The organism is Streptomyces sp. BF23-19 (assembly GCF_041106355.1).
GTDB lineage: Bacteria > Actinomycetota > Actinomycetes > Streptomycetales > Streptomycetaceae > Streptomyces > Streptomyces virginiae_A.
Genome location: NZ_JBGBPT010000065.1, coordinates 36,767 through 54,943 on the forward strand (window position 1 = coordinate 36,767; position 18,177 = coordinate 54,943).

The 18,177-nt window shown below is 74.0% G+C and carries 17 protein-coding genes; 6 read left to right on the forward strand and 11 right to left on the reverse strand.

The genetic code is table 11. The annotated features are described in order from the left end of the window. Nucleotides 1-15: 15 nt before the first annotated feature. Both AB8A24_RS30340 and AB8A24_RS30345 read right to left on the reverse strand, forming a co-directional pair. Nucleotides 16-912 carry an alpha/beta hydrolase gene (locus AB8A24_RS30340; protein WP_369478095.1) on the reverse strand — a complete coding sequence of 299 codons (897 nt, stop codon included), beginning with the start codon at nucleotides 910-912 and terminating at the stop codon, nucleotides 16-18. 136 nt (nucleotides 913-1,048) lie between these two features. Continuing rightward, the gene (locus tag AB8A24_RS30345) at nucleotides 1,049-1,888 is read right to left on the reverse strand and encodes an alpha/beta fold hydrolase (protein WP_369478096.1); all 840 of its coding nucleotides are present in this window, start codon (nucleotides 1,886-1,888) and stop codon (nucleotides 1,049-1,051) included. A gap of 166 nt (nucleotides 1,889-2,054) precedes the next feature. On the opposite strand from AB8A24_RS30345, the gene AB8A24_RS30350 reads away from it, so the two are divergent. The 4 genes from AB8A24_RS30350 (at nucleotide 2,055) to AB8A24_RS30365 (ending at nucleotide 6,346) form a co-directional block, all read left to right on the forward strand. Continuing rightward, nucleotides 2,055-2,912, forward strand: coding sequence for a helix-turn-helix transcriptional regulator (locus AB8A24_RS30350; protein WP_328960747.1), 858 nt, complete (start codon nucleotides 2,055-2,057; stop codon nucleotides 2,910-2,912). A gap of 4 nt (nucleotides 2,913-2,916) precedes the next feature. Further along, nucleotides 2,917-3,453 (forward strand): NADPH-dependent FMN reductase, encoded by a 537-nt coding sequence (locus tag AB8A24_RS30355; protein ID WP_328960746.1) that lies wholly within the window; start codon nucleotides 2,917-2,919, stop codon nucleotides 3,451-3,453. A gap of 61 nt (nucleotides 3,454-3,514) precedes the next feature. Beyond that, nucleotides 3,515-4,252 (forward strand): carbonic anhydrase, encoded by a 738-nt coding sequence (locus AB8A24_RS30360; protein WP_369478097.1) that lies wholly within the window; start codon nucleotides 3,515-3,517, stop codon nucleotides 4,250-4,252. 132 nt (nucleotides 4,253-4,384) lie between these two features. Beyond that, entirely contained in the window at nucleotides 4,385-6,346 is a 1,962-nt protein-coding gene (locus AB8A24_RS30365) for a flavin monoamine oxidase family protein (RefSeq protein ID WP_369478098.1), read from the forward strand. A gap of 39 nt (nucleotides 6,347-6,385) precedes the next feature. Here AB8A24_RS30365 and AB8A24_RS30370 read toward each other — a convergent pair whose 3' ends face one another. Beyond that, entirely contained in the window at nucleotides 6,386-8,374 is a 1,989-nt protein-coding gene (locus tag AB8A24_RS30370; protein WP_369478099.1) for an NAD-binding lipoprotein, read from the reverse strand. Nucleotides 8,375-8,454: 80 nt separating this feature from the next. Beyond that, entirely contained in the window at nucleotides 8,455-9,036 is a 582-nt protein-coding gene (locus AB8A24_RS30375; protein ID WP_328960742.1) for an isochorismatase family protein, read from the reverse strand. Nucleotides 9,037-9,149: 113 nt separating this feature from the next. Between AB8A24_RS30375 and AB8A24_RS30380 the strand changes: the two genes are divergently transcribed. After that, complete coding sequence (locus AB8A24_RS30380; protein WP_328960741.1) at nucleotides 9,150-9,710, forward strand: DUF6434 domain-containing protein; 561 nt, start codon at nucleotides 9,150-9,152, stop codon at nucleotides 9,708-9,710. 171 nt (nucleotides 9,711-9,881) lie between these two features. Here AB8A24_RS30380 and AB8A24_RS30385 read toward each other — a convergent pair whose 3' ends face one another. After that, on the reverse strand, nucleotides 9,882-10,445 hold the full coding sequence (locus AB8A24_RS30385; RefSeq protein WP_328960740.1) for a dihydrofolate reductase family protein: 564 nt from the start codon (nucleotides 10,443-10,445) through the stop codon (nucleotides 9,882-9,884). Here AB8A24_RS30385 and AB8A24_RS30390 point away from each other — a divergent pair. After that, nucleotides 10,444-11,607, forward strand: coding sequence for an enoyl-CoA hydratase/isomerase family protein (locus tag AB8A24_RS30390; RefSeq protein ID WP_369478100.1), 1,164 nt, complete (start codon nucleotides 10,444-10,446; stop codon nucleotides 11,605-11,607). The genes AB8A24_RS30385 and AB8A24_RS30390 overlap by 2 nt on opposite strands. Here the strand turns inward: AB8A24_RS30390 and AB8A24_RS30395 are convergent. The 6 genes from AB8A24_RS30395 to AB8A24_RS30420 all read right to left on the reverse strand — a co-directional run. Continuing rightward, the gene (locus AB8A24_RS30395) at nucleotides 11,594-12,334 is read right to left on the reverse strand and encodes a TetR/AcrR family transcriptional regulator (protein WP_328960738.1); all 741 of its coding nucleotides are present in this window, start codon (nucleotides 12,332-12,334) and stop codon (nucleotides 11,594-11,596) included. The two genes, AB8A24_RS30390 and AB8A24_RS30395, sit on opposite strands and share 14 nt — an antisense overlap. A gap of 127 nt (nucleotides 12,335-12,461) precedes the next feature. Next, nucleotides 12,462-13,385 (reverse strand): SDR family oxidoreductase, encoded by a 924-nt coding sequence (locus AB8A24_RS30400; protein WP_328960737.1) that lies wholly within the window; start codon nucleotides 13,383-13,385, stop codon nucleotides 12,462-12,464. A gap of 9 nt (nucleotides 13,386-13,394) precedes the next feature. Further along, entirely contained in the window at nucleotides 13,395-14,654 is a 1,260-nt protein-coding gene (locus tag AB8A24_RS30405) for an MFS transporter (RefSeq protein ID WP_369478101.1), read from the reverse strand. A gap of 23 nt (nucleotides 14,655-14,677) precedes the next feature. Continuing rightward, on the reverse strand, nucleotides 14,678-15,952 hold the full coding sequence (locus AB8A24_RS30410) for an alkaline phosphatase family protein (RefSeq protein ID WP_328960735.1): 1,275 nt from the start codon (nucleotides 15,950-15,952) through the stop codon (nucleotides 14,678-14,680). A gap of 47 nt (nucleotides 15,953-15,999) precedes the next feature. Next, nucleotides 16,000-17,061 carry a galactokinase gene (locus AB8A24_RS30415; protein ID WP_369478102.1) on the reverse strand — a complete coding sequence of 354 codons (1,062 nt, stop codon included), beginning with the start codon at nucleotides 17,059-17,061 and terminating at the stop codon, nucleotides 16,000-16,002. After that, a partial coding sequence (locus tag AB8A24_RS30420) for a class I SAM-dependent methyltransferase (RefSeq protein WP_369478103.1) occupies nucleotides 17,058-18,177 on the reverse strand: 1,120 nt, incomplete at its 5' end. The genes AB8A24_RS30420 and AB8A24_RS30415, both read right to left, overlap by 4 nt.

An 18,177-nucleotide genomic window follows, 5' to 3' on the forward strand; every position in this document is an offset into this window, starting at 1 on the left:
CCGGCCGGGCCCGCCCTACGCGGCCAGGGCCCGGCGCAGGGCGCCGACGAGTGCGGCGCTCTGCCGCTGCGACACCTCGGCCGACGTGATCGCCTGGGACCCGTGGAACGTGCCGGGCCACTGGTGCAGCTCGACCGGTACGCCCGCCCGCATCAGGCGCACCGCGTAGTCGATGTTCTCGTCGCGCAGCGGGTCGAACTCCGCGGCGGAGATGTAGGCGGGCGGCAGGCCCGACAGATCGGTGGCCCGCGCCGGGGCGGCGTACGGGGTGGCCTGCCGGGAGCCCAGGTAGTGCCGCCACATCAAGGAGATCCTGTCGCGGTCGTGCCAGGGCGTGTCGGTGAAGTTCCGCTGCGACCAGGTCTCCTGCCGGTCGTCGAGCCCCGGCTCGTTGAGCAGCTGGAAGCGGATCGGCGGCCCCTGCTGGTCGCGCGCCCGCAGGGCCACCGCGGCCGAGATCCCCGCGCCGGCGCTGTGCCCGCCGACCGCGATCCGGTGCGGATCGACGCCGAGTTCGGCCGCGTGCTCGTGCGCCCAGGTCAGTACGGCGTAGGCGTCGTCCAGGGCGGCCGGGAACGGGTGCTCGGGGGAGCGGCGGTAGTCCACCGAGATCACCACCGCGCCCGAGCCGGCGGCGATCCGGGAGGCCCACGGGTGCTCGGTCTCCAGGTCGCCGAAGACGAATCCGCCGCCGCGCAGCCAGATGACGGCGCCCTGGGCCTGGTGCGGGCGGTAGATCCGCACCGGCACGCCCGGATCGGCGGGGACCGTGAGGTCCTCGATCTGCAGGCCCGAGGTGTCCGGCGCCGGACGCGAGGAGGCCAGCTCGGCGAGGATCTCGCGCGCGGTGACCGGGTCGGTCAGGTCGGTTCGGGGGAGGAGGGGGATGAAGGCTTCGAGTTCGGGATCCATGACGACCATCCTCACGGCCGCCGCCCGAGGGGTCACCCGACAGCCGTCGCGGGTCCGGGGCCGTTGGCGCGCCGATCGGCGCACCCGGCCGGGCCGGATCGCGGGCCGGGTCACGGGTCGGATCAACGGGGGCGGATCACGTGGCGGGGACGAACTCGCTCACCAGCCGCACGAATTCGTCCTCCTTCTCGAAGAAGGCGACGTGCCCGGCGTCGATCTCGGCGTAGCGACTGCCGGCGATCGCCGCGTGCAGGGCGCGGCTGTTCTCCACCGGGACGGTGATGTCCTGGGCGCAGCCGATCACGAGCGTCTCGGCCTGGATGCGCGGCAGCAGGTCGCGGATGTCGATGCGGGTGTCGAGGTCGACGTGGCGCAGGGTGCCGGGGGTGGGCGGCATGTTGGGGATCAGCAGCTCCACCTGTTCGCGGCCGATCGCGTTGAGGAATCCGCGGCTGAAGCCGGTCATGGCGACGGCGCGGCCGAAGGCGGCCGGGTCGGAGCGGCCGATCCGCTGCCACAGGGTGAAGAGGTTGCGCAGGTACTCGTCACCGTCGGTGTGGGCCCATCCGGCGACCAGGATCAACCGGCGTACGAGGTCCGGGCGCAGGGCGGCCACGGCGGCGGACACCGGGGCGCCCATGGAGAAGCCCAGCAGGTCCACCGGGCCGGCGTCCGCGTCCTCGATGACGGCGATGACCTGGGCGGCCAGGCCCTCCACGGTCAGCTGAGCCCCGTCGTCCACGGTGCGCTCGGTGCCGGAGAGGTCAGGGGTGATGACGGTGTGGTCGGCGGTGAAACGCGGCAGCACCTGGCCCCAGTTGACGGCGGAGCCGCCCGATCCGGTGCCGTGGACGAGCACGAGCGCGGGGCCCGAGCCGGTGCGGTCGTAGTGGACCTGGGCCTCGGCGACCCGCACGCTCGCGGTACGGGTACGGGTGGTGGCGGTGGCAGCGGTGGCGGTGGTGGTGGCGGACATGGCGGTCGCTCCTTCTGGTGGGGTGGGCGCCGGCGCCTCTCGCTCCGGCTCCGCCCACACTGCCGCCGCCGTGCCGCGGGTGGGAGAGCCCGCTCGAACCTAGGACCGGGGATCCCCCCCAGGCACCCGGGCGGGGCCCCACAGCCCGTCCGGCAGAATGATCCATATGACGATCGATCGCCGGGAACTCGCCGATTTCCTCCGCCGTTCGCGTGACCGCGTGCGTCCGTCGGACGTGGGACTGGCCGAGGGGCCGCGGCGGCGGACGGCCGGGCTGCGGCGCGAGGAGGTCGCCCAGCTCGCCGGGATGTCGGCCGACTACTACATGCGGATGGAGCAGGCCCGCGGCCCGCAGCCGTCACCGCAGATCCTCTCCTCGCTGGCCCGCGCCCTGCGGCTCAGCGACGACGAACGCGACCATCTCCACCTGCTCGCCGGGCACCGTCCGCCCGCCGGGCGGGTCGGCGGCGACCAGGTCGGTGCGGGCCTGCTGCACCTGCTGGACCAACTGCCCGGCACCGCCGCCCAGGTACTCGGCGACCTGGGTGACGTCCTGGCCCAGAACGACCTGGCACGGTCCCTGCTGGGCGGCGTGTGCACGGTCTCCGAGCACGGCCGCAACGTGATCTGGCGCTGGTTCGCCGACCCGGCCGCGCGCGGCGCGTATCCGCCCGAAGAGCACGACCACTACAGCCGGTTGCACGTCGCGGACCTGCGGGCGGCCGTCGCCCGCAGGGGCGCCGCCGACCCGGTGGCCGCCCGTCTGGTGGACCGCCTGCGGGGGGTCGGTGAGGAGTTCGCCGCCCTGTGGGACCTGCACGAGGTCGCCGTCCGCCGCCGCAGCCGGATGCGGGTCGTCCACCCGGTCGTGGGCCCCGTCGACCTCGACTGCCAGGTGCTCCTCGCCCAGGAGGAGGACCAGCGCCTCGTGCTCTTCACCCCGCCGCCCGGATCGGACACGGCCGACCGCCTCGCCCTGCTCCGGGTCCTCGGCACCGAGCGGTTCCCTTCGGAAGTAGGTTGACCTGATGTCCACACCGCCCCTGATCCTCCTGCTGTCCGGAAGCCTGCGGACCGGTTCCTCCAACGAGTCCGTCCTGCGCACCGCGCAGGCCGTGGCCCCCGCGCGGGTGCGCACCGTGCTCTACGCGGGCCTGGCCGACCTGCCGCACTTCAACCCCGACGACGACACCGACCCGCTGCCGGCCCCGGTGGCGGAGCTGCGCGCGGCGATCGGCGCGGCGACGGCGGTCCTGATCTGCAGCCCGGAGTACGCGGGCACCCTGCCGGGCTCGTTCAAGAACCTGCTCGACTGGACGGTCGGCGGTACCGAGATCTGCGACAAGCCCGTGGCCTGGGTCAACGCGGCCGCCGCCGGCCGGGGCCGGGGCGCGGAGGCCACGTTGCGGTCGGTACTGGGCTACACCGGCGCGGACATCGTGGAGTCGGCCTGCGTGAGCGTCCCGGTGGACCGGGGCAGGGTCGGCGCGGACGGGATCATCACCGACGAAGGGGTGCGCGAGCAGCTCGGCGCGGTGCTCGCACGGCTGCTGGTACCTCGCTGAAGGGTGCCGTCCGAGAGCGGCACCCAGGCTCCAGGAGCGAATGTGCATAGTTTGTCCTGATATGAGCATCCCTACGGACAGGAGTGGCGGCCCGGGGCGGCGCCAGCTGCTCCGGGTGGTCCTGACCGGCACGGTCGCCCTGGCAGCCGGCCTCGTGGCCGGGTCCCCCCGCCCTCCGCAGGACCCCGTCGCCGGGGGCCCCGGGAGGGTCCGGCCCGCCACCCCCGCATCCGCGCTCCGGGAACTGGAGACGGGGAACGCGCGCTGGCGCAGCCTGCACGAGCGGCACCCCGACGAGACGCGGACCGTGCGGCAGACGCTGGTCGGCGGCCAGCACCCGTTCGCCGTCGTCCTCGGCTGCGTCGACTCCCGCGTCCCCCCGGAGCTGGTCTTCGACCAGGGCCTGGGCGACCTGCTGACGGTCCGGTCGGCCGGCGAGGTCCTGGACGAGGCGGTGCTCGGCAGCATCGCGTACGGAGTCCTCGAACTCGGCATCCCGCTGATCGTCGTCCTGGGCCACCAGTCGTGCGGGGCGGTCGCGGCGGCCGTCCGGGCGGACGAGGGCGGGCCCGCGCTGCCGGGCCACATGCAGTACCTCGTCGATCAGATCCACCCGGCGATCGACCGCACCCTGCGCGGGGCCGACCGGATCGACGCGGCGATCACCGCGAACGTACGGCTGGTGCGGGCGCGGCTCGCCGCGGAACCGGAACTCGCCGCCAAGATCGCGGCCGGGGACCTGGCCGTCGTCGGAGCCCGCTACGAACTCACCGACCAGCAGGTGCGCCGGATCGCCTGACCCGCCGGGCCCGGCCCGGCCCGTATCCCAGTTCGTCAGCGCCGTGAGGATCGAACCGCACGTCCGGGTGAATGTTCCCCGCCTGGGTGGCTTTGGGCGCTCAAGGCGTCGGCGGGCCGGGAGAGTTGATCCATGATCATCGAACCCGTGCCCGCGCCCGAACCCACGCCCGGCCCCTCCGGCGAGCCCGACCCGGCCTCCTCCCGCCGCCCCTCCCGCCGTACCGTCATCGCCGGCGCGGCCGCCGTCGCGGGAGTCGGCGCCCTGTCGGTCGCCGCCGCGTCCGCCGGGACCCCGCAGGCGCCGTCGGGTTCCGCGCGCCCCGACTGGGAGACCTGCCTCACGATCGCCCGGGCCGTCCTCGTACGCGACGAGGACGACGAGCCCCTGGTGCCCCGTTACTCCGACATCCTGCTGAAGAACGGCCTGCCCCGGTCCCGTACCCGCAAGAAGGTACTGATCGTCGGCGCCGGTCCCGCCGGGCTCACCGCCGCCCATCTGCTGCGCGAGGCCGGACACCAGGTCACCGTCATCGAGGCCAACGGCAACCGGGTGGGCGGCCGGATCAAGACCTTCCGTACCGGCGGCCACGAGAAGTCCGCGGCCCCCTTCGCCGACCCCAAGCAGTACGCCGAGGCCGGCGCGATGCGCATTCCCGACAGCCACCCGCTGGTCACCGGCCTGATCGACAGCCTCGGCCTGAAGCGGCGGCGCTTCCACCTGGTCGATGTCGACGGGTCCGGCCGCCCCGCCTACCGTACGTGGATCTACGTCAACGGCATCCGCGTGCGCCGGGCCGACTACGCGCGCAGCCCGCAGGCCCTCAACAAGTCCTTCGGGGTCCCGGCGGCCTACGAGGGCGTGCCCGCCGCGCAGATCGTCCGCAACGCCTTCGCCCCCGTCCGCAAGGAGATCGAGGGCAAGAAGGACAAGCAGCTCGTCGAGGGCTGGGCGCGCGTCATCCAGCGCTACGGCCACATGTCGATGTACCGCTATCTGACCGAGGAGGCGAAGCTCGACGAGCGGACGATCGACCTGATCGGCACCGTCGAGAACCTCACCTCCCGCCTGCACCTCGCCTTCGTGCACAGCTTCATCGGGGCCTCGCTGATCAGCCCGGACACCGCCTTCTTCGAACTGCCCGGCGGCACCGCCACCCTGGCCGACGCCCTCTACGCCCGCGTCGACGACCTCGTCCGGCTCGACCGGCGCGCCACCCGGATCTCCCACGGGCAGGACGGGGTCACCATCGAGACCGTCTCCGAGGGCCGCGGCGGCAGCCCCGTACGGCGCGAGACCTTCACCGGCGACACCGCGATCATCACCGTGCCCTTCTCCGGCCTGCGCCACATCCCGGTCGCGCCCGCGCTCTCGTACGGCAAGCGGCGTGCGATCACCGAGCTGCACTACGACGCGGCGACCAAGGTGCTCCTGGAATTCAGCCGCCGCTGGTGGGAGTTCGACGAGGCCGACTGGAAGCGCGAGCTGGAGGCCGTCCGACCCGGCCTGTACCGCAAGTACCAGCTCGGGCAGACCCCGGCGGACGGCACGCTGCTCGGCGCGCACTCCTCCGTGTCCGATCGCGGCATCTCCGGCGGGCAGCGGGCGCACTACGCGGCCTGCCGGGCGGTCACCCGCGACCAGCCCGAGGCGGCCCACGTCATCGGCGGCGGCTCGGCCACCGACAACCCCAACCGCTTCATGTTCCAGCCCTCCTACCCCGTCGAGGGCAGCGCGGGCGGGGTCGTGCTCGCCTCCTACAGCTGGTCGGACGACGCCCTGAAGTGGGACTCGCTGGACGACGAGGAGCGCTACCCGCGCGCGCTCGCCGGGGTGCAGGAGGTGTTCGGGCAGCGGATCGAGGTGTTCTACACCGGAGTCGGGCGTACCCAGTCCTGGATGCGCGACCCGTACGCCTACGGCGAGGCCTCCGTGCTGCTGCCGGGCCAGCACACCGAGCTCTTCCCCCACGTCCGCAAGGCCGAAGGGAACCTGCACTTCGCCGGTTGCCACACCTCCATCAAGCCGGCGTGGATCGAGGGAGCCCTGGAGTCCGCGGTACGCACCGCCCTGGAGGTCCACTCGACGCTCTGATCGGCAAGCCCCAGGGCGCGGGCGCGCGGCGCTCGGCTCTCAGCTCTCGGCGAGCACGATCAGCCAGTCGTGCTCGCCGAAGCGCACCCGCTGCCCCTTGTCCGGATTGAGCCGCACGCCGTACGCCGGGCCCGCGGCGGCCTCGGCGCGCAGCCGGTAGCCGACCGCGCACTCGCGGCGCCGGCGCGCCGACTCGACGAGGGTCGCGAACGCCACCTCGCGATCGGTGCGCACGTAGTCCGCGACCGGCTTCAGGTGGAGTTCGTTGCCCTCCGCCTTGAACAACTCCTCGAAGACATGGGCCAGATAGGGGCTTTCCGAGATCTGGGTCATGAGGAGACTGATCAGCCGGCCGCTGACGATGAAGTCGGCGCCCGCCCGGGCGGGCGCCAGCAGCCGGTTGCCGTCGTCGGACATCTCCGTGGTGAGCGACAGCTCCCGCCCCGCAGCCGCCCCGATCGCCCGCAGGTGCAGCAGGGTGACCAGCGTCCGGTCGTCCGTCTCCGTCCCGGTCTCCGGAGCCAGGCCGAGGTCGATCGCGGGGGTGGGCGGCGGCGCCGCCGGGTGGGGGACGGGCTCGTGGCCCGTCTCGCCGATGACGATCACACTGTCGTAGGAGGGCACGTCCAGCTTGGCGAGCAGCTCGGGATCGGTGATGTCCCCGCTGCGGAAGGCCACTTCGAGGTGGCTGTGCGGCCGCGCGACGCCGGCGGCGCGGCGCATCCGTACGACGTCGGCGAGCGAGACGACGTCCAGCGTGGTCCCGGGGCCGACGAACTGGTCGAGCTGCTCCACGACGAGTGGCGCGCGGCGGTTCCACCCGAGGAGGAGCAGCCGTTCGGCCTCGGGCGTCCGGGGGCGGGCCGTGACGATCGCGTCCTCGTCGACGTACACGGACGCGTCCGCCGGGACGGCCGCGTCGTCGTCCTGGGAGATGAGGATGATCCGGTCGTCCGCGCCGATCGCCGTACCGGGGTCCGGATTGAGCGCGACACGGCCGTCGGCGCGCAGCAGACCGACCACCGAGGACGTGGTGAACGCCAGCAGGGCCTCGCCGAAGGTGTGCCCGGCGAGGCCTTGGGCGGCGGCGGTGTAGAACTCGTCGCCCGCGAAGTCGAGCAGTTCCTGGTAGACGAGCGACAGACCGGGCTCGCGGGCGGTCTGGACGAGCAGCCGGGCGATGATGTCGTCGACGCACAGGACGTGCCCGCCGGGCCCGGCGGCCAGCCGGGCGGTGAGGTGGTTGCGGGTGTCGCGCACGGCGGCGACCACCACCGCCCTGCCGGGTTCGGGGATCGCCGCGTCGAGGGCGAGCAGGGTCTTCACCACCTGGGCGTCTCCGGTGTCCCCCTCCGGCGGCAGGACGAGCACCGCCTTCGCGGTCCGCGGACTCACCCGGGCCAGTTCCGCGGGGTCGGTGGTACGGCCGTTGCGGCAGATGATCCGCGTCCTGCCGGTGCCGGTGCCGGTGCCGGTGCCGCTGCCGGAGGCGGTGGAGGTGGCGGTGCAGATCTCGTCCTCCATCTCCACCTTGTCCTTCGGTGCGAGCACGGCGATGGCCGACCTGCGTTGGTTGGCGTTCGCGGCCACCAGCTCCCCGACCACCGGGAAGATCTGGTCCGACCAGCCCAGCAGGACGGTGTGCCCGGATTCCAGCACGGTGGAGTGGCCGCGCCGGAGCAGCATGATGCGGCCGTTGATGCCGGTGGTGATCAGACCGACCAGCGTGGACACGAACAGCAGGGCGACCAGCGCGAGTGCCACGGAGGCCAGCACGTAGAGGGGAGATCCGACCGCGCCGCCGATCTTGAGCGTCTGCCCGACGCTGACCCATACGGCGGCGAGCCGGCCGGAGAGGGTCGCCGGGGCCGCCCGGTCGGCCCAGACGAGCACCGTGCTCGCCGGGACCACGACGGCGAGGCAGGCCAGGGCGAACCAGCCGATGAGCGCGGTGGTTCCCCCCGCCACCAGATTGTCGAACCGGTACCGCAGGCGCAGCCTCCAGGTCGTCGTGTGCCGCTGCGCCATGAGAACTCCCTCGTCTTCCGCGCTGCTAACCCACGGGGGCCCGCTCGGTTACGGGTGAACCGTCCACGCCCCGGCGGCGGTCAGGAGTCCAGGGCCGCGATGATCTCGTCCGTGGTGCTGACCTTGCCGATGCGCGGGAAGATCTTGCCGAAGGTGTGGACGTGGGAGTCGGCGTCGGCGTCGGTGGTGGCGTCCTCCGCGAAGACCAGGTCGTAGCTGAGCTCCCACGCCGTACGGGCGGTGGACTCGACGCCGACGCTGCTGGAGAGGCCGGCCAGCACGATGCGGTGGATGCCGCGGCGGCGCAGCTGGAGGTCGAGCTCGGTACCGGTGAAGGCGCCCCAGTGGCGCTTGGTGACGACCACGTCCCCGAGGGCGGCCAGTTCGGCCGGGATCTCGGAGAAGGCGGCGGGCGGGGCGGCCGCCGGGCCGGGGCGGTCCACGTTCGCGGTGGGCAGGTCTCCGCCGTCGGGGGACCACGCCACCTTGACCAGGACCACGGGCAGCCGGTGGGCGCGGAACGCCTCGGCGAGCGCGATCCCCTTCCCCAGGATCTCCGGGGCGGGCTTCGCGGTGGGTCGGTCGAGGATGCCTGTCTGGAGGTCGATGAGAACGAGGGCGGTGTCCCCGCCGAGGGTGAGGCGGTGGGGTTCGGCGGTCATGAGGTCTCCTCCGGCGATGTGGGGCATATGGTGCAAACCTATAGGGCCCTCCTGTCGATCCTCCCGGCCCCGCGGGCGCTTCTCCCGGATTCACCCACCTCTAGTATGGGAACGTGAGTACGAATGCAGATGAATCCCGGCCCGCCCCGACGCCCGCGCTGACCGGGGCCGAGCTGCTGCGCTGGTACTGGACCCTGGCCGAACTGAGCACTCTCGCCCGGGAGATGGGCCTCCCGGCCGGCGGCGGCAAGGTCGCCGTCACCGCTCGACTCGCCGCCGCGCTCGACGGACTCCCCGCACCCGCCGCCCCGGCGGCCCCCGCACGCCGCCGGGCCGGGCGCCGGCTCACCGCGCCCGTCACCGGGGCGACCGTGATCCCGCCGGGACAGAACTGCAGCCAGGTGCTGCGCGCGTACTTCGTCCGCGAGATCGGACCCGGCTTCCACTTCGACGCCTTCATGCGTGACTACATCGCCCGGCACGCGGGCCACACCCTCGCCGAGGCCGTCGCCCACTGGCACGCGACCCGCGCACGCGCGGCCGAACCCCAGGAGGTCGGCGCACAGTTCGAGTTCAACCGGTTCCTGCGCGCCTGGCACGCCCAGCACCCGGACGGGGCCCGCACCGAGGCCTTGGCGGCATGGCGGGCCCACCGGGCCCGCCCCCGGGACTGACCATCGGTCCCTAGTGCTGTGGCCGGAAAGGTTTGCCGGGTCGCGGTGTCCGGTGCGGTGCATCGCAAGGCGGAGGGCCGCGCGCCGTACCGGACGTACTTCCGTGGTCCGACAACGCGGCGAGGTGCCGTACCGGGCGCCGTGACCCGGTGGACCTTTCCGGTCACAGCACTAGGCGCGCTCGTAGCGCAGCAGGACCACGCCGTTGCCGAAGGTGTGGGTGTCCGTGTGCCGCAGGGTCACCGGAGCGTAGTCGAGGGTGGGGAAGAGCGGCGTGCCGCGCCCGATCCGAACCGGGTGCACGTAGATCCGGTACGCGTCCACGAGGTCCTGGCGCAGGAAGGAGGCGGCGAGACCCGCCCCGCTCAGCGTCAGGTCGCCGCCCGGGGCCGCCTTGAGCGCGGCGACCTCCTCGGGCACGACGTCCCGCACGATCGTGGTGTTCCACTCGGCCGACCGCAGGGTGCGCGAGTACACGTACTTGGGCTTGGACCGCCAGATCTCGGCGAACTCGGCCTCCGCACCTGTGCTCGCGGGATCGGCGTCGGCGGTCGGCCAGTAGTCCGCCATCAGCTCGTGCGTCACGCGCCCGCTGAGGAAACCGCCCATCGGGCGGAGCACGTCGTTCATGTGCTGGTGCAGCTCTTCGTCGACCTGGTGCCAGCCGATGTCCCGGTCCGGCCCCTCGATGAACCCGTCGAGCGACACCCCCGCCATCAGCACGATCTTCCTCATGGCCGACCACGGTACGCCCCGGGAGCGCCCGGCGCCGGGAGCGGCGCGGGCCGCGGCGATACTGGCCGGTGTGAAGACCGAAGACGCGCAGACCGAAGACGCGAACACCGTGCTGTTCCACACCGACGGCCGGACCGGGGTGGTCACCCTCAACCGCCCGAGGGCCATCAACGCCCTCACCCACCCCATGGTGATCCGCATCGACGAGGCCCTTGCCGCGTGGGCGGACGATCCCGCCGTCCAGCAGGTCCTGATCCGCGGGGCCGGTGAGCGCGGCTTGTGCGCGGGCGGGGACATCCGGGCCATCCACGACGACGCGAAGGCCGGGAACACCGCCTCGGCCGACTTCTGGCGCGACGAGTACCGGCTCAACGCCCGCATCGCCCGCTACCCCAAGCCGTACGTCGCCCTCATGGACGGCATCACCATGGGCGGCGGCGTCGGTGTCTCCGCCCACGGCTCGGTCCGGATCGTCACCGAACGCTCCCGTGTGGCCATGCCCGAGACCGGCATCGGCTTCGTCCCCGACGTCGGCGGCACCTACCTGCTCGGCCGCGCGCCCGGCGAACTCGGCACCCACCTCGCCCTCACCGGTACCGCGGTCGGCGCCGCCGACGCGCTGCTGTGCGGGCTCGCCGACCACTTGGTACCGGCCGACCGGCTCCCGGAGCTGACCGCCGCCCTCGCCGGGGCGCCCGCCCACGAGGTGCTCCCGCGGTACGCCGCCACCCCCGGGCCCGGTGAACTCGCCGACCGGCGCGGCTGGATCGACCACTGCTACGCGGCCGCCACCGTCGAGGAGATCGTGGAGCGGCTGCTCGGCCAGGGGGAGCCCGCCGCCAAGGAGGCCGCCGAGACGATCCTGACCAAGTCCCCGACCGCCCTCAAGGCCACCCTGGCCGCGCTGCGTCGGGCCGTGGAGCTCGGCCCGCTGGAGCGGGTGTTGGCCCAGGAGTTCCGGGTCTCCTGCAACGCCCTGACCGCGCCCGACCTGGTCGAGGGCATCCGGGCACAGGTCGTCGACAAGGACCGCGCTCCGCGCTGGTCGCCGGCGACCCTGGCCGAGGTGAGCGGCGCGGACGTGGAACGCTTCTTCGCCCCGCTCGGGGAGGACCGCGAACTGCGTCTGCCGCCGCCGCAGGGAGGCCTCAGCCGCGGCTGAGCCGCGTCTCCAGGCCGTCCAGGACCCGCTGGAGTCCGTAGTCGAAGTTCTCCTCGCGCAGCTTCTTCGGGTCCCGGCCCTCACTCGCCGAGTGCTCGGCGAGTGAACGCCGGGCGGCCGGGCGCATGCCCTCCAGCCACTCCTGCTCGCTCTGCCCGCCGCGGGCGAGCAGCGAGAGGTGGGCGGCCTCGCCCGTCGTGGCGCCGACCACGTAGGAGATGACCGCCCTCATGGCGAGCTCCGCCTCGTCCGCAGGGAAGCCGCCCGTCCGGAAGAGCGCCAGCATCCGATCCGACACGCGCGTCAGGTTCGGGCCGAGGCGCGCCGGCCCCACCCGGCCGATCACCGAGGCCACCCAGGGGTGACGCAGGACCATCGCGCGCAGGTCGTGGCCGCCGCGGGAGACGGCGTCGCGCCACTCGGCCGCGCTCGCCGCCCCGGGCACCTCCAGCTCGCCGTACACCTCGTCCAGGACCAGCTGGATCAGCTCGTCCTTGCCGGCCACATGCCGGTACAGGGAGGTGGCGGCGGCGCCCATCCCGGTACCGAGCTTGCGCATGCTGAGCTCCTCGATGCCCTCGGCGTCGAGGAGCCGGACGGCCGCCGCGACGATCTGGGCCCGGCTCAGCGCGGGCTGCCGCTCCTTGCGGCGCGGGCGCGTGAGGGCGGAGCCGTGGGCGGGCGCGGCCGGCGGGGTGGGACGGGTCTGCGGCTGGGCTGCTGACATACCGCCAGCCTAACCGACACCGCGAACACCGTACGCAGCCCGCGTACGCGCGGCTACCGGGTGTGTGGGGCGTCCGGGGCGTCCGACTCCGCGCCCGGAAGCGGGCATCGGCGCGGGTGACGGACGGTCAGCGGTAACCCGTGGTGTCCGCGGGGCGGTCCGGGTCCTGGACCTCGACCATGTAGCGCCAGCAGTCCGGCCGGCTGCCGTCCAGGTCCGTGAAGCCGTAGACCTGCGCGAGCTGCCCGCTGGAGAGCGACGCGCCGTTCCAGCGGGCCACCTCCGGGTCCGCGGCGAGCGCCGCGACCGCCCGGCCCACGTACGACGGGGTCTCGGAGATACCGAAGTGCGGGACCTTCGTGAGGGCGTCCCGCCAGTTCGCCTCCGTCACACCGAAGTGGTCCAGCATCATCTCCGACCGCAGCCAGCCCGGGGTCAGCGCCACCGCCGTCGCCCCGCGCGGCCCCAGCTCGTGCCCCAGCGCGAACGCCATCCGCAACACCGAGGACTTGGCGATGTCGTAGAAGAACGACACCCGATAGTTGGCCGCGTTGTACTCGGCGGTGCCGTCCGTCATCTCCACCACCAGCCCGCCCGGCTCGCGCAACAGCAACGGCACCGCGAAATGGCTGGTGACGGCATGGGTCTCCACGGCCAGCCGCAGCAGCCGCAGCCCCTTGTCCAGGTCGTGCTCCCAGACCGTGCTCTCCCACTCGAAGAGCACCTCCCCGCCCCAGATGTCGTTGACCAGGACGTCCAGGCGGCCCTGTTCCGCGTCGATCCGCCCGACCAGGGCCTCCACCTCCGCCGGCACCAGATGGTCGGCGACCACCGGGATGCCCCGGCCGCCCGCGGCCGTCACCAGCTCGGCCGTCTCCTCGATCGTCTCGGGCCGGTCGTACTCCGAGCGCCGACCCCGGGTGCTGCGCCCCGACACGTACACGGTCGCACCCCGCGCGCCCAACTGGACCGCGATGCCCCGGCCCGCGCCGCGCGTCGCCCCGGCCACCAAGGCCACCTTGCCTTCGAGAGTTCGCTGTGTTTCCGGCATGGCCCGACCCTACGACGGCCGGTCCGCCCGGGTCCCGCCGAACACGGCGACCGCCACCAGTGACAGCAGCAGCCCGGTCGCCGCCAGCCCCAGCGCCGCGCCCGGCCCCCACAGGGTCCAGGCCGAACCGAACAGCAGGGAACCCGCGAACCGGGCCAGCGCCTGGGCCGTCTGGAGCACCGCGAGCCCGGTCGTGCGCAGCCCTGCGGGCAGCAGCGGCCCCGCGGCGGCCATCAGCACCCCGTCGGTGGCCGCGTAGAACAGGCCGAGCGCCGCGAGCACACCGACGACCAGCAGCGCCCCGGCCGGTACCGGGGCCAGGAGCAGCAGAGCGGCGCCGAGCAGCAGCACGTGCCCGCCGAGGAAGACCCGGCGCCGGCCCAGCCGGTCGGCGAGCCGGCCCACGGGCAGCGCGGCCAGCAGGAACACGGCCGCCGTGCCGACGGGCAGCAGCGGGAAGTACGCGGCGGAGAGGTCGAGCCGGCGCTGGAGCAGCAGGTAGAGGAAGGCGTCGCCGACGGTGAACAGGCCGAGCACGGCCGCGGTCAGACACAGCCCCCGCAGGCCGGGCAGGCGCAGCAGGGTGCGTACCGGGGGCGGCGCGGGACGGACCGCGCGGACCGGCGCGGTGGTGGGCGCCGGGGCCTCCCGGACGAACAGGGCGAGCAGCACCACGCCCAGGACGGCGACGCAGCAGCTGACGGTGAACACGGCCTCGTACCCGTCCACCGCCACCCACAGCACCCCGAACGCGGCCAGCGGCCCCAGCAGGGCGCCCGCCGTGTCCAGCGCGCGGTGCACCCCGAAGGCGCGGCCCTGCTCGCCGGGCGGCACGGACAGCGAGATCAGCGCATCGCGCGGGGCGGTGCGCAGGCCCTTGCCGGTCCGGTCGGCGGCGAGCACCGCCGCCACCGACCAGGGGGTGGCGACGGCGAGCAGGGCCGCCTTGCAGGCGGCGGACAGCGCGTAGCCGGTGCCCGCGACGAGCTTGTGGCGCCGGGTGCGGTCGGCGATCCGCCCGCCCGCGAGGCGCAGCACCGCGGTGGCGCCCTGGTGCAGGCCGTCCAGGGCGCCGAACGCGAGCGGGGACATGCCGAGTCCGGCCATCAGGTACAACGGCAGGACGGCGGTGACCATCTCCGCGGAGACGTCCGTGACCAGGCTGACCAGCCCGAGGGCGAACACCGTGCCGGGGACGGCCCGCAGGGGGCCCTTCGGGGCCGGGGTGTTCCCGGCGATGTCCGAGGCCCGGCTGGTCGACAGGTACACGGATGCCTCCAGGGTCGGCCGGTCTAGAACCAGTTGACGGTGAGCGGGAACCCGGCGGTGACGGTGGTGCCCGTGGAGTCGGTGGCGGTCGCGGTGATCCGGACCGTGCCGCTGCCCCACGGTTTGCCGCTGATCCGGCCGGAGCCGGCGTCGACGGTCAGACCCCAGGGCAGGCCGGTGGCCGCGTACCGGACCGGAGGTCTGCCGCCAGTGGCGCTGAGCTGGATGGTGCAGGACTGGTTGAACTTGCAGGTCTGCGGACCGGGGTCGGCCAGTTGCAGACCGCCCGCGGTCGGCGTGGGCGTCGGCGTCGGGGTGGGTGTGGGTGTAGGCGTGGGTGTCGGGGTGGGGGTGGGGGTCGGGTTCGTCGAGGTGTCGAAGACCTCGGTGATCGGCTGGACGGCGGCCGCGTTGCCCGCGTGCGTCGCCGTCCCGAAGAGGTCCTCGAAGGTCCGCAGCAGATGGTGGTGGTTGAAGGCCGTCGCGTACGTGCCCGTCTTGACCTTCGCGCCGTGGAAGACGGTGGCGATCTGGTTCGAGCCCAGGTAGTTGTCCTCGTCCCAGGTCAGTACCAGCAGGCTGTTGTTGGCCTTCGCCCACTGCGCGTAGGCGTCGAGGTTGGTGCGGGTCCAGGTGTCACCCGTGCCGACCGAGCACGAGTGCATGTCGTTGCACTGGTTGGGGACCACGAAGGAGAGGCTCGGTAGCGCCGCGAAGTTGTCCCGGGGGAACTGCGTCCAGGTCTTGCCCGTGTTCAACGGCACGTTCTTGAAGGCGAACCACGGGTTGTGCTTCTGCGCGTACTGGCCGTTCGTGCAGGCCGTGGACCCCTCGCTCGGCAGGTCCTCGTTGTACGTCGCGAAGGTCTTGCCGGCCGCGATCAGCTCCTGGCCGAGGTTCGGGGCCGTCATCGACTGCGGGGTGTAGCAGCCGTCGCCGGTGATTCCCTGTGTGGCGCCGGAGAAGAGGTTGAAGTAGTTCGGCTGGCTGGGGTGGGTCAGCGCCTTCATCCCGGTCAGGCTCGCGCCGCCGTTCGCCAACTGGTTGATGTACGGGGCGTTCGCGCTGCCGATGATCTCCCCGTACTGCTTGTTCTCGTACACGACGACCACCACGTGGTCGTACGTCGGCAGCGCGGCGGCCGCGGCCGGCTCCACGGCGGAACCGGGCACGGCCGCTTGGGAGTTGGCCACGGTGAAGGCGCCCAGCAGGCCGAGCGCGCCGATCCCGGCCACCAGCGCCGGCCAGGGGGCCCCGCGTCTCGCGCGCGCCGTCGGTGAGGGTCGAAGGGTGGGCATGGGTGTCGTCCTCCTCGGTGTCGCCCGGGTCAGGCCCCGGGGCGTGGTCATTCCTCGCGCCGGGCCGCACCGGCCACGGCGATGTTCAGGAAGCGCGGTACGGGCCGCCCCCGGTCGCGGAAGTCCTCCGCCACCGCGGCCCGCACGGCCGCGAGTCGGGCTTCGGGGAGAAGCACCAGCACGCTGCGCCCCGGTTCGGGCCCCGGCCCGGGCGGCCAGGCGCTCAGTGCCCCGGCCCGGCGGGCGCAGGCGACGGCCCGCGCCAGGTCCCGCGGCCGATCCGCGGCCTCCCCGCGTACGGCGACCAGCACCAGCCGCGCTCCCGAGGCCGCCGGGTCGAAGGCGACGTGGCGCCTGCGCCGCCCGGGCCGCGCGCTCAGCAGCAGGGCCCGGCCGGGCCGGGCGAAGAGCACCGCCCGGCGCAGTCCGTCGTCCCCGTCCGGGAGCACTCCGGCCAGCAGCCGGGCCAGCCGCTCGCGGTCCGGCGGCTCACCCGTCGCCGTGTGCACGTCGGCCACAGCGAGCGCCACCGCGCAGTCCGTGGGCTCCGCCGTGGCCAGCCCGGCCGCGCCCGTCAGCGAGCCCTGCACGTGCAGGTCGGTCCCGCCGGGGCCGTACCCGGCCCGGGCCAGCGCCCGTAGCACGGCGTACGGCCGGACCGCCCAGGCGGGGGCGGCGGGCGGCGGCCCGGACAGGGGCAGCGGCAGATCGCAGCTGTCCGCGGGATGCCCGAGTGAGCTGAGCCGCACCAGCCCGTCCGTGCGCGGGGCCGCGGCGGCCGCCGTGGGCCAGCCGGCCGCCGCGACCAGCCCGGGGGAGCCCAGGTGGAAGGCGTACGGGGCGCTCCACACGGCGGCCGGGGGCCGCCCGTGCGCGGCCTCCAAGGCGTAGGCGACGAGGCGGTACAGCGGATCGGCCGTCGCCCGCCGGGCCAGGTCGCCTCCGGCCCGGTCGGCGGTGGCGGCGGTGGCGGGGGCGGCGGGGGTGGCGGTGACCGGCGCGGCCGGTCCGGGCTCGCCGCCGCCGGTAACGCCGGAACCCGCGGTACGCGAACCGGGCGCGCCGGCCCATGACATCACCCGGCCGCCGGCGGGTTCCGCGCCCGTCACGGCGTGTCCTTGCGGGCCAGCATCCGGTAGGCGTTCCCGCCGTCCGTGCGCCGGGCCGCCGCCGTGCGCACCGTGTCGAGGGCCACCGCGGCGGCGAAGCACGGCAGCGCCACCACCCGTACGGCGTGGGCGAGCAGCCGGGCGCGCGGCGTGGGCCCAGGGCCCCACGGACGGTCCGGATCCGGGGACAGTCGCGTCGCCGCGAGGGCCACCGCGCCGAAGAAGTCGTTGCCCTGGTGGGCCGGTCCGTGCTCCTCCGCGACCACCGTGAACCCCCGGTCGGCCAGCGCCTCGCGCAGATTGGCGGCGGGCATCAGGTGCTGGTGCTGGGGCTGGAACCAGGGCAGCCACAGCGGCCCGATGAGCCGGGCCATCCGCGACTGCGGATCGGGCAGCTCGATGGCCAGGAACCCGCCGGGGGCGAGGACGGTGGCCGCCGCGTCCAGTTCGGCGAGCGGCTCCCGGGTGTGCTCCAGGTAGTGGTACATGCTGACCACCTCGTACTGGCCCGCCAGCTTCGAGGCGAACTCCGGGAACTGGCCCAGGTATCCGGTCTCCACCCAGCCGCGCCGCTCCGCCTCGCGCACCCCATCGCCCATGTCGAGCCCGTCGAACCGGGTCCGCGGCCAGACCTCGCGCGCCGCGTTGCAGAAGTGGCCGTGCCCGGTACCGACATCGAGCCAGGACGCCGGGTCGGCGTGCGGGAGGAGCATCTCGGCGCGCCCCCGGTAGGCGGCGCCCTGAGTGCCGAAGACGATGCCCGTGCCCTCGCCGCCACGCCCGTCGTAGAAGTCCCGGTAGTAGAACTCCAGCCCCTCCGGGCTCAGTCGGGGATTCTGGAAGACGTGCCGGCACTCCTCGCACCGCTCCAGCGTGAACCGGCCCGGCTTGCCCTGGAGCAGGTCGGGCACCCGGACCCGGACGGTGAGCCGGTCGGAGCCGCACCACGGGCAGTCCGCCCGGCGTGGTTCGAGGAACCGGTCGACGCCCGCCGCCAGGTCCTCCTGGTACGCGGCGGCCCGCGCGGCCTCCACCGTGCCGTCCGACGGCGTGTCCCGGCCGGCGGCCGCGGCCGTACGCAGGCCCGCACCGAGGGCGCGCACCGGCCGGACCGCC

Excerpts from the sequence above, each read along its gene's own strand:
- AB8A24_RS30340 (WP_369478095.1), bottom strand. The coding sequence starts at position 912 with ATGGATCCCGAACTCGAAGCCTTCATCCCCCTCCTCCCCCGAACCGAC.
- AB8A24_RS30345 (WP_369478096.1), bottom strand. The coding sequence starts at position 1,888 with ATGTCCGCCACCACCACCGCCACCGCTGCCACCGCCACCACCCGTACC.
- AB8A24_RS30350 (WP_328960747.1), top strand. The coding sequence starts at position 2,055 with ATGACGATCGATCGCCGGGAACTCGCCGATTTCCTCCGCCGTTCGCGT.
- AB8A24_RS30355 (WP_328960746.1), top strand. The coding sequence starts at position 2,917 with ATGTCCACACCGCCCCTGATCCTCCTGCTGTCCGGAAGCCTGCGGACC.
- AB8A24_RS30360 (WP_369478097.1), top strand. The coding sequence starts at position 3,515 with ATGAGCATCCCTACGGACAGGAGTGGCGGCCCGGGGCGGCGCCAGCTG.
- AB8A24_RS30365 (WP_369478098.1), top strand. The coding sequence starts at position 4,385 with ATGATCATCGAACCCGTGCCCGCGCCCGAACCCACGCCCGGCCCCTCC.
- AB8A24_RS30370 (WP_369478099.1), bottom strand. The coding sequence starts at position 8,374 with ATGGCGCAGCGGCACACGACGACCTGGAGGCTGCGCCTGCGGTACCGG.
- AB8A24_RS30375 (WP_328960742.1), bottom strand. The coding sequence starts at position 9,036 with ATGACCGCCGAACCCCACCGCCTCACCCTCGGCGGGGACACCGCCCTC.
- AB8A24_RS30390 (WP_369478100.1), top strand. The coding sequence starts at position 10,444 with ATGGCCGACCACGGTACGCCCCGGGAGCGCCCGGCGCCGGGAGCGGCG.
- AB8A24_RS30385 (WP_328960740.1), bottom strand. The coding sequence starts at position 10,445 with ATGAGGAAGATCGTGCTGATGGCGGGGGTGTCGCTCGACGGGTTCATC.
- AB8A24_RS30395 (WP_328960738.1), bottom strand. The coding sequence starts at position 12,334 with ATGTCAGCAGCCCAGCCGCAGACCCGTCCCACCCCGCCGGCCGCGCCC.
- AB8A24_RS30400 (WP_328960737.1), bottom strand. The coding sequence starts at position 13,385 with ATGCCGGAAACACAGCGAACTCTCGAAGGCAAGGTGGCCTTGGTGGCC.
- AB8A24_RS30410 (WP_328960735.1), bottom strand. The coding sequence starts at position 15,952 with ATGCCCACCCTTCGACCCTCACCGACGGCGCGCGCGAGACGCGGGGCC.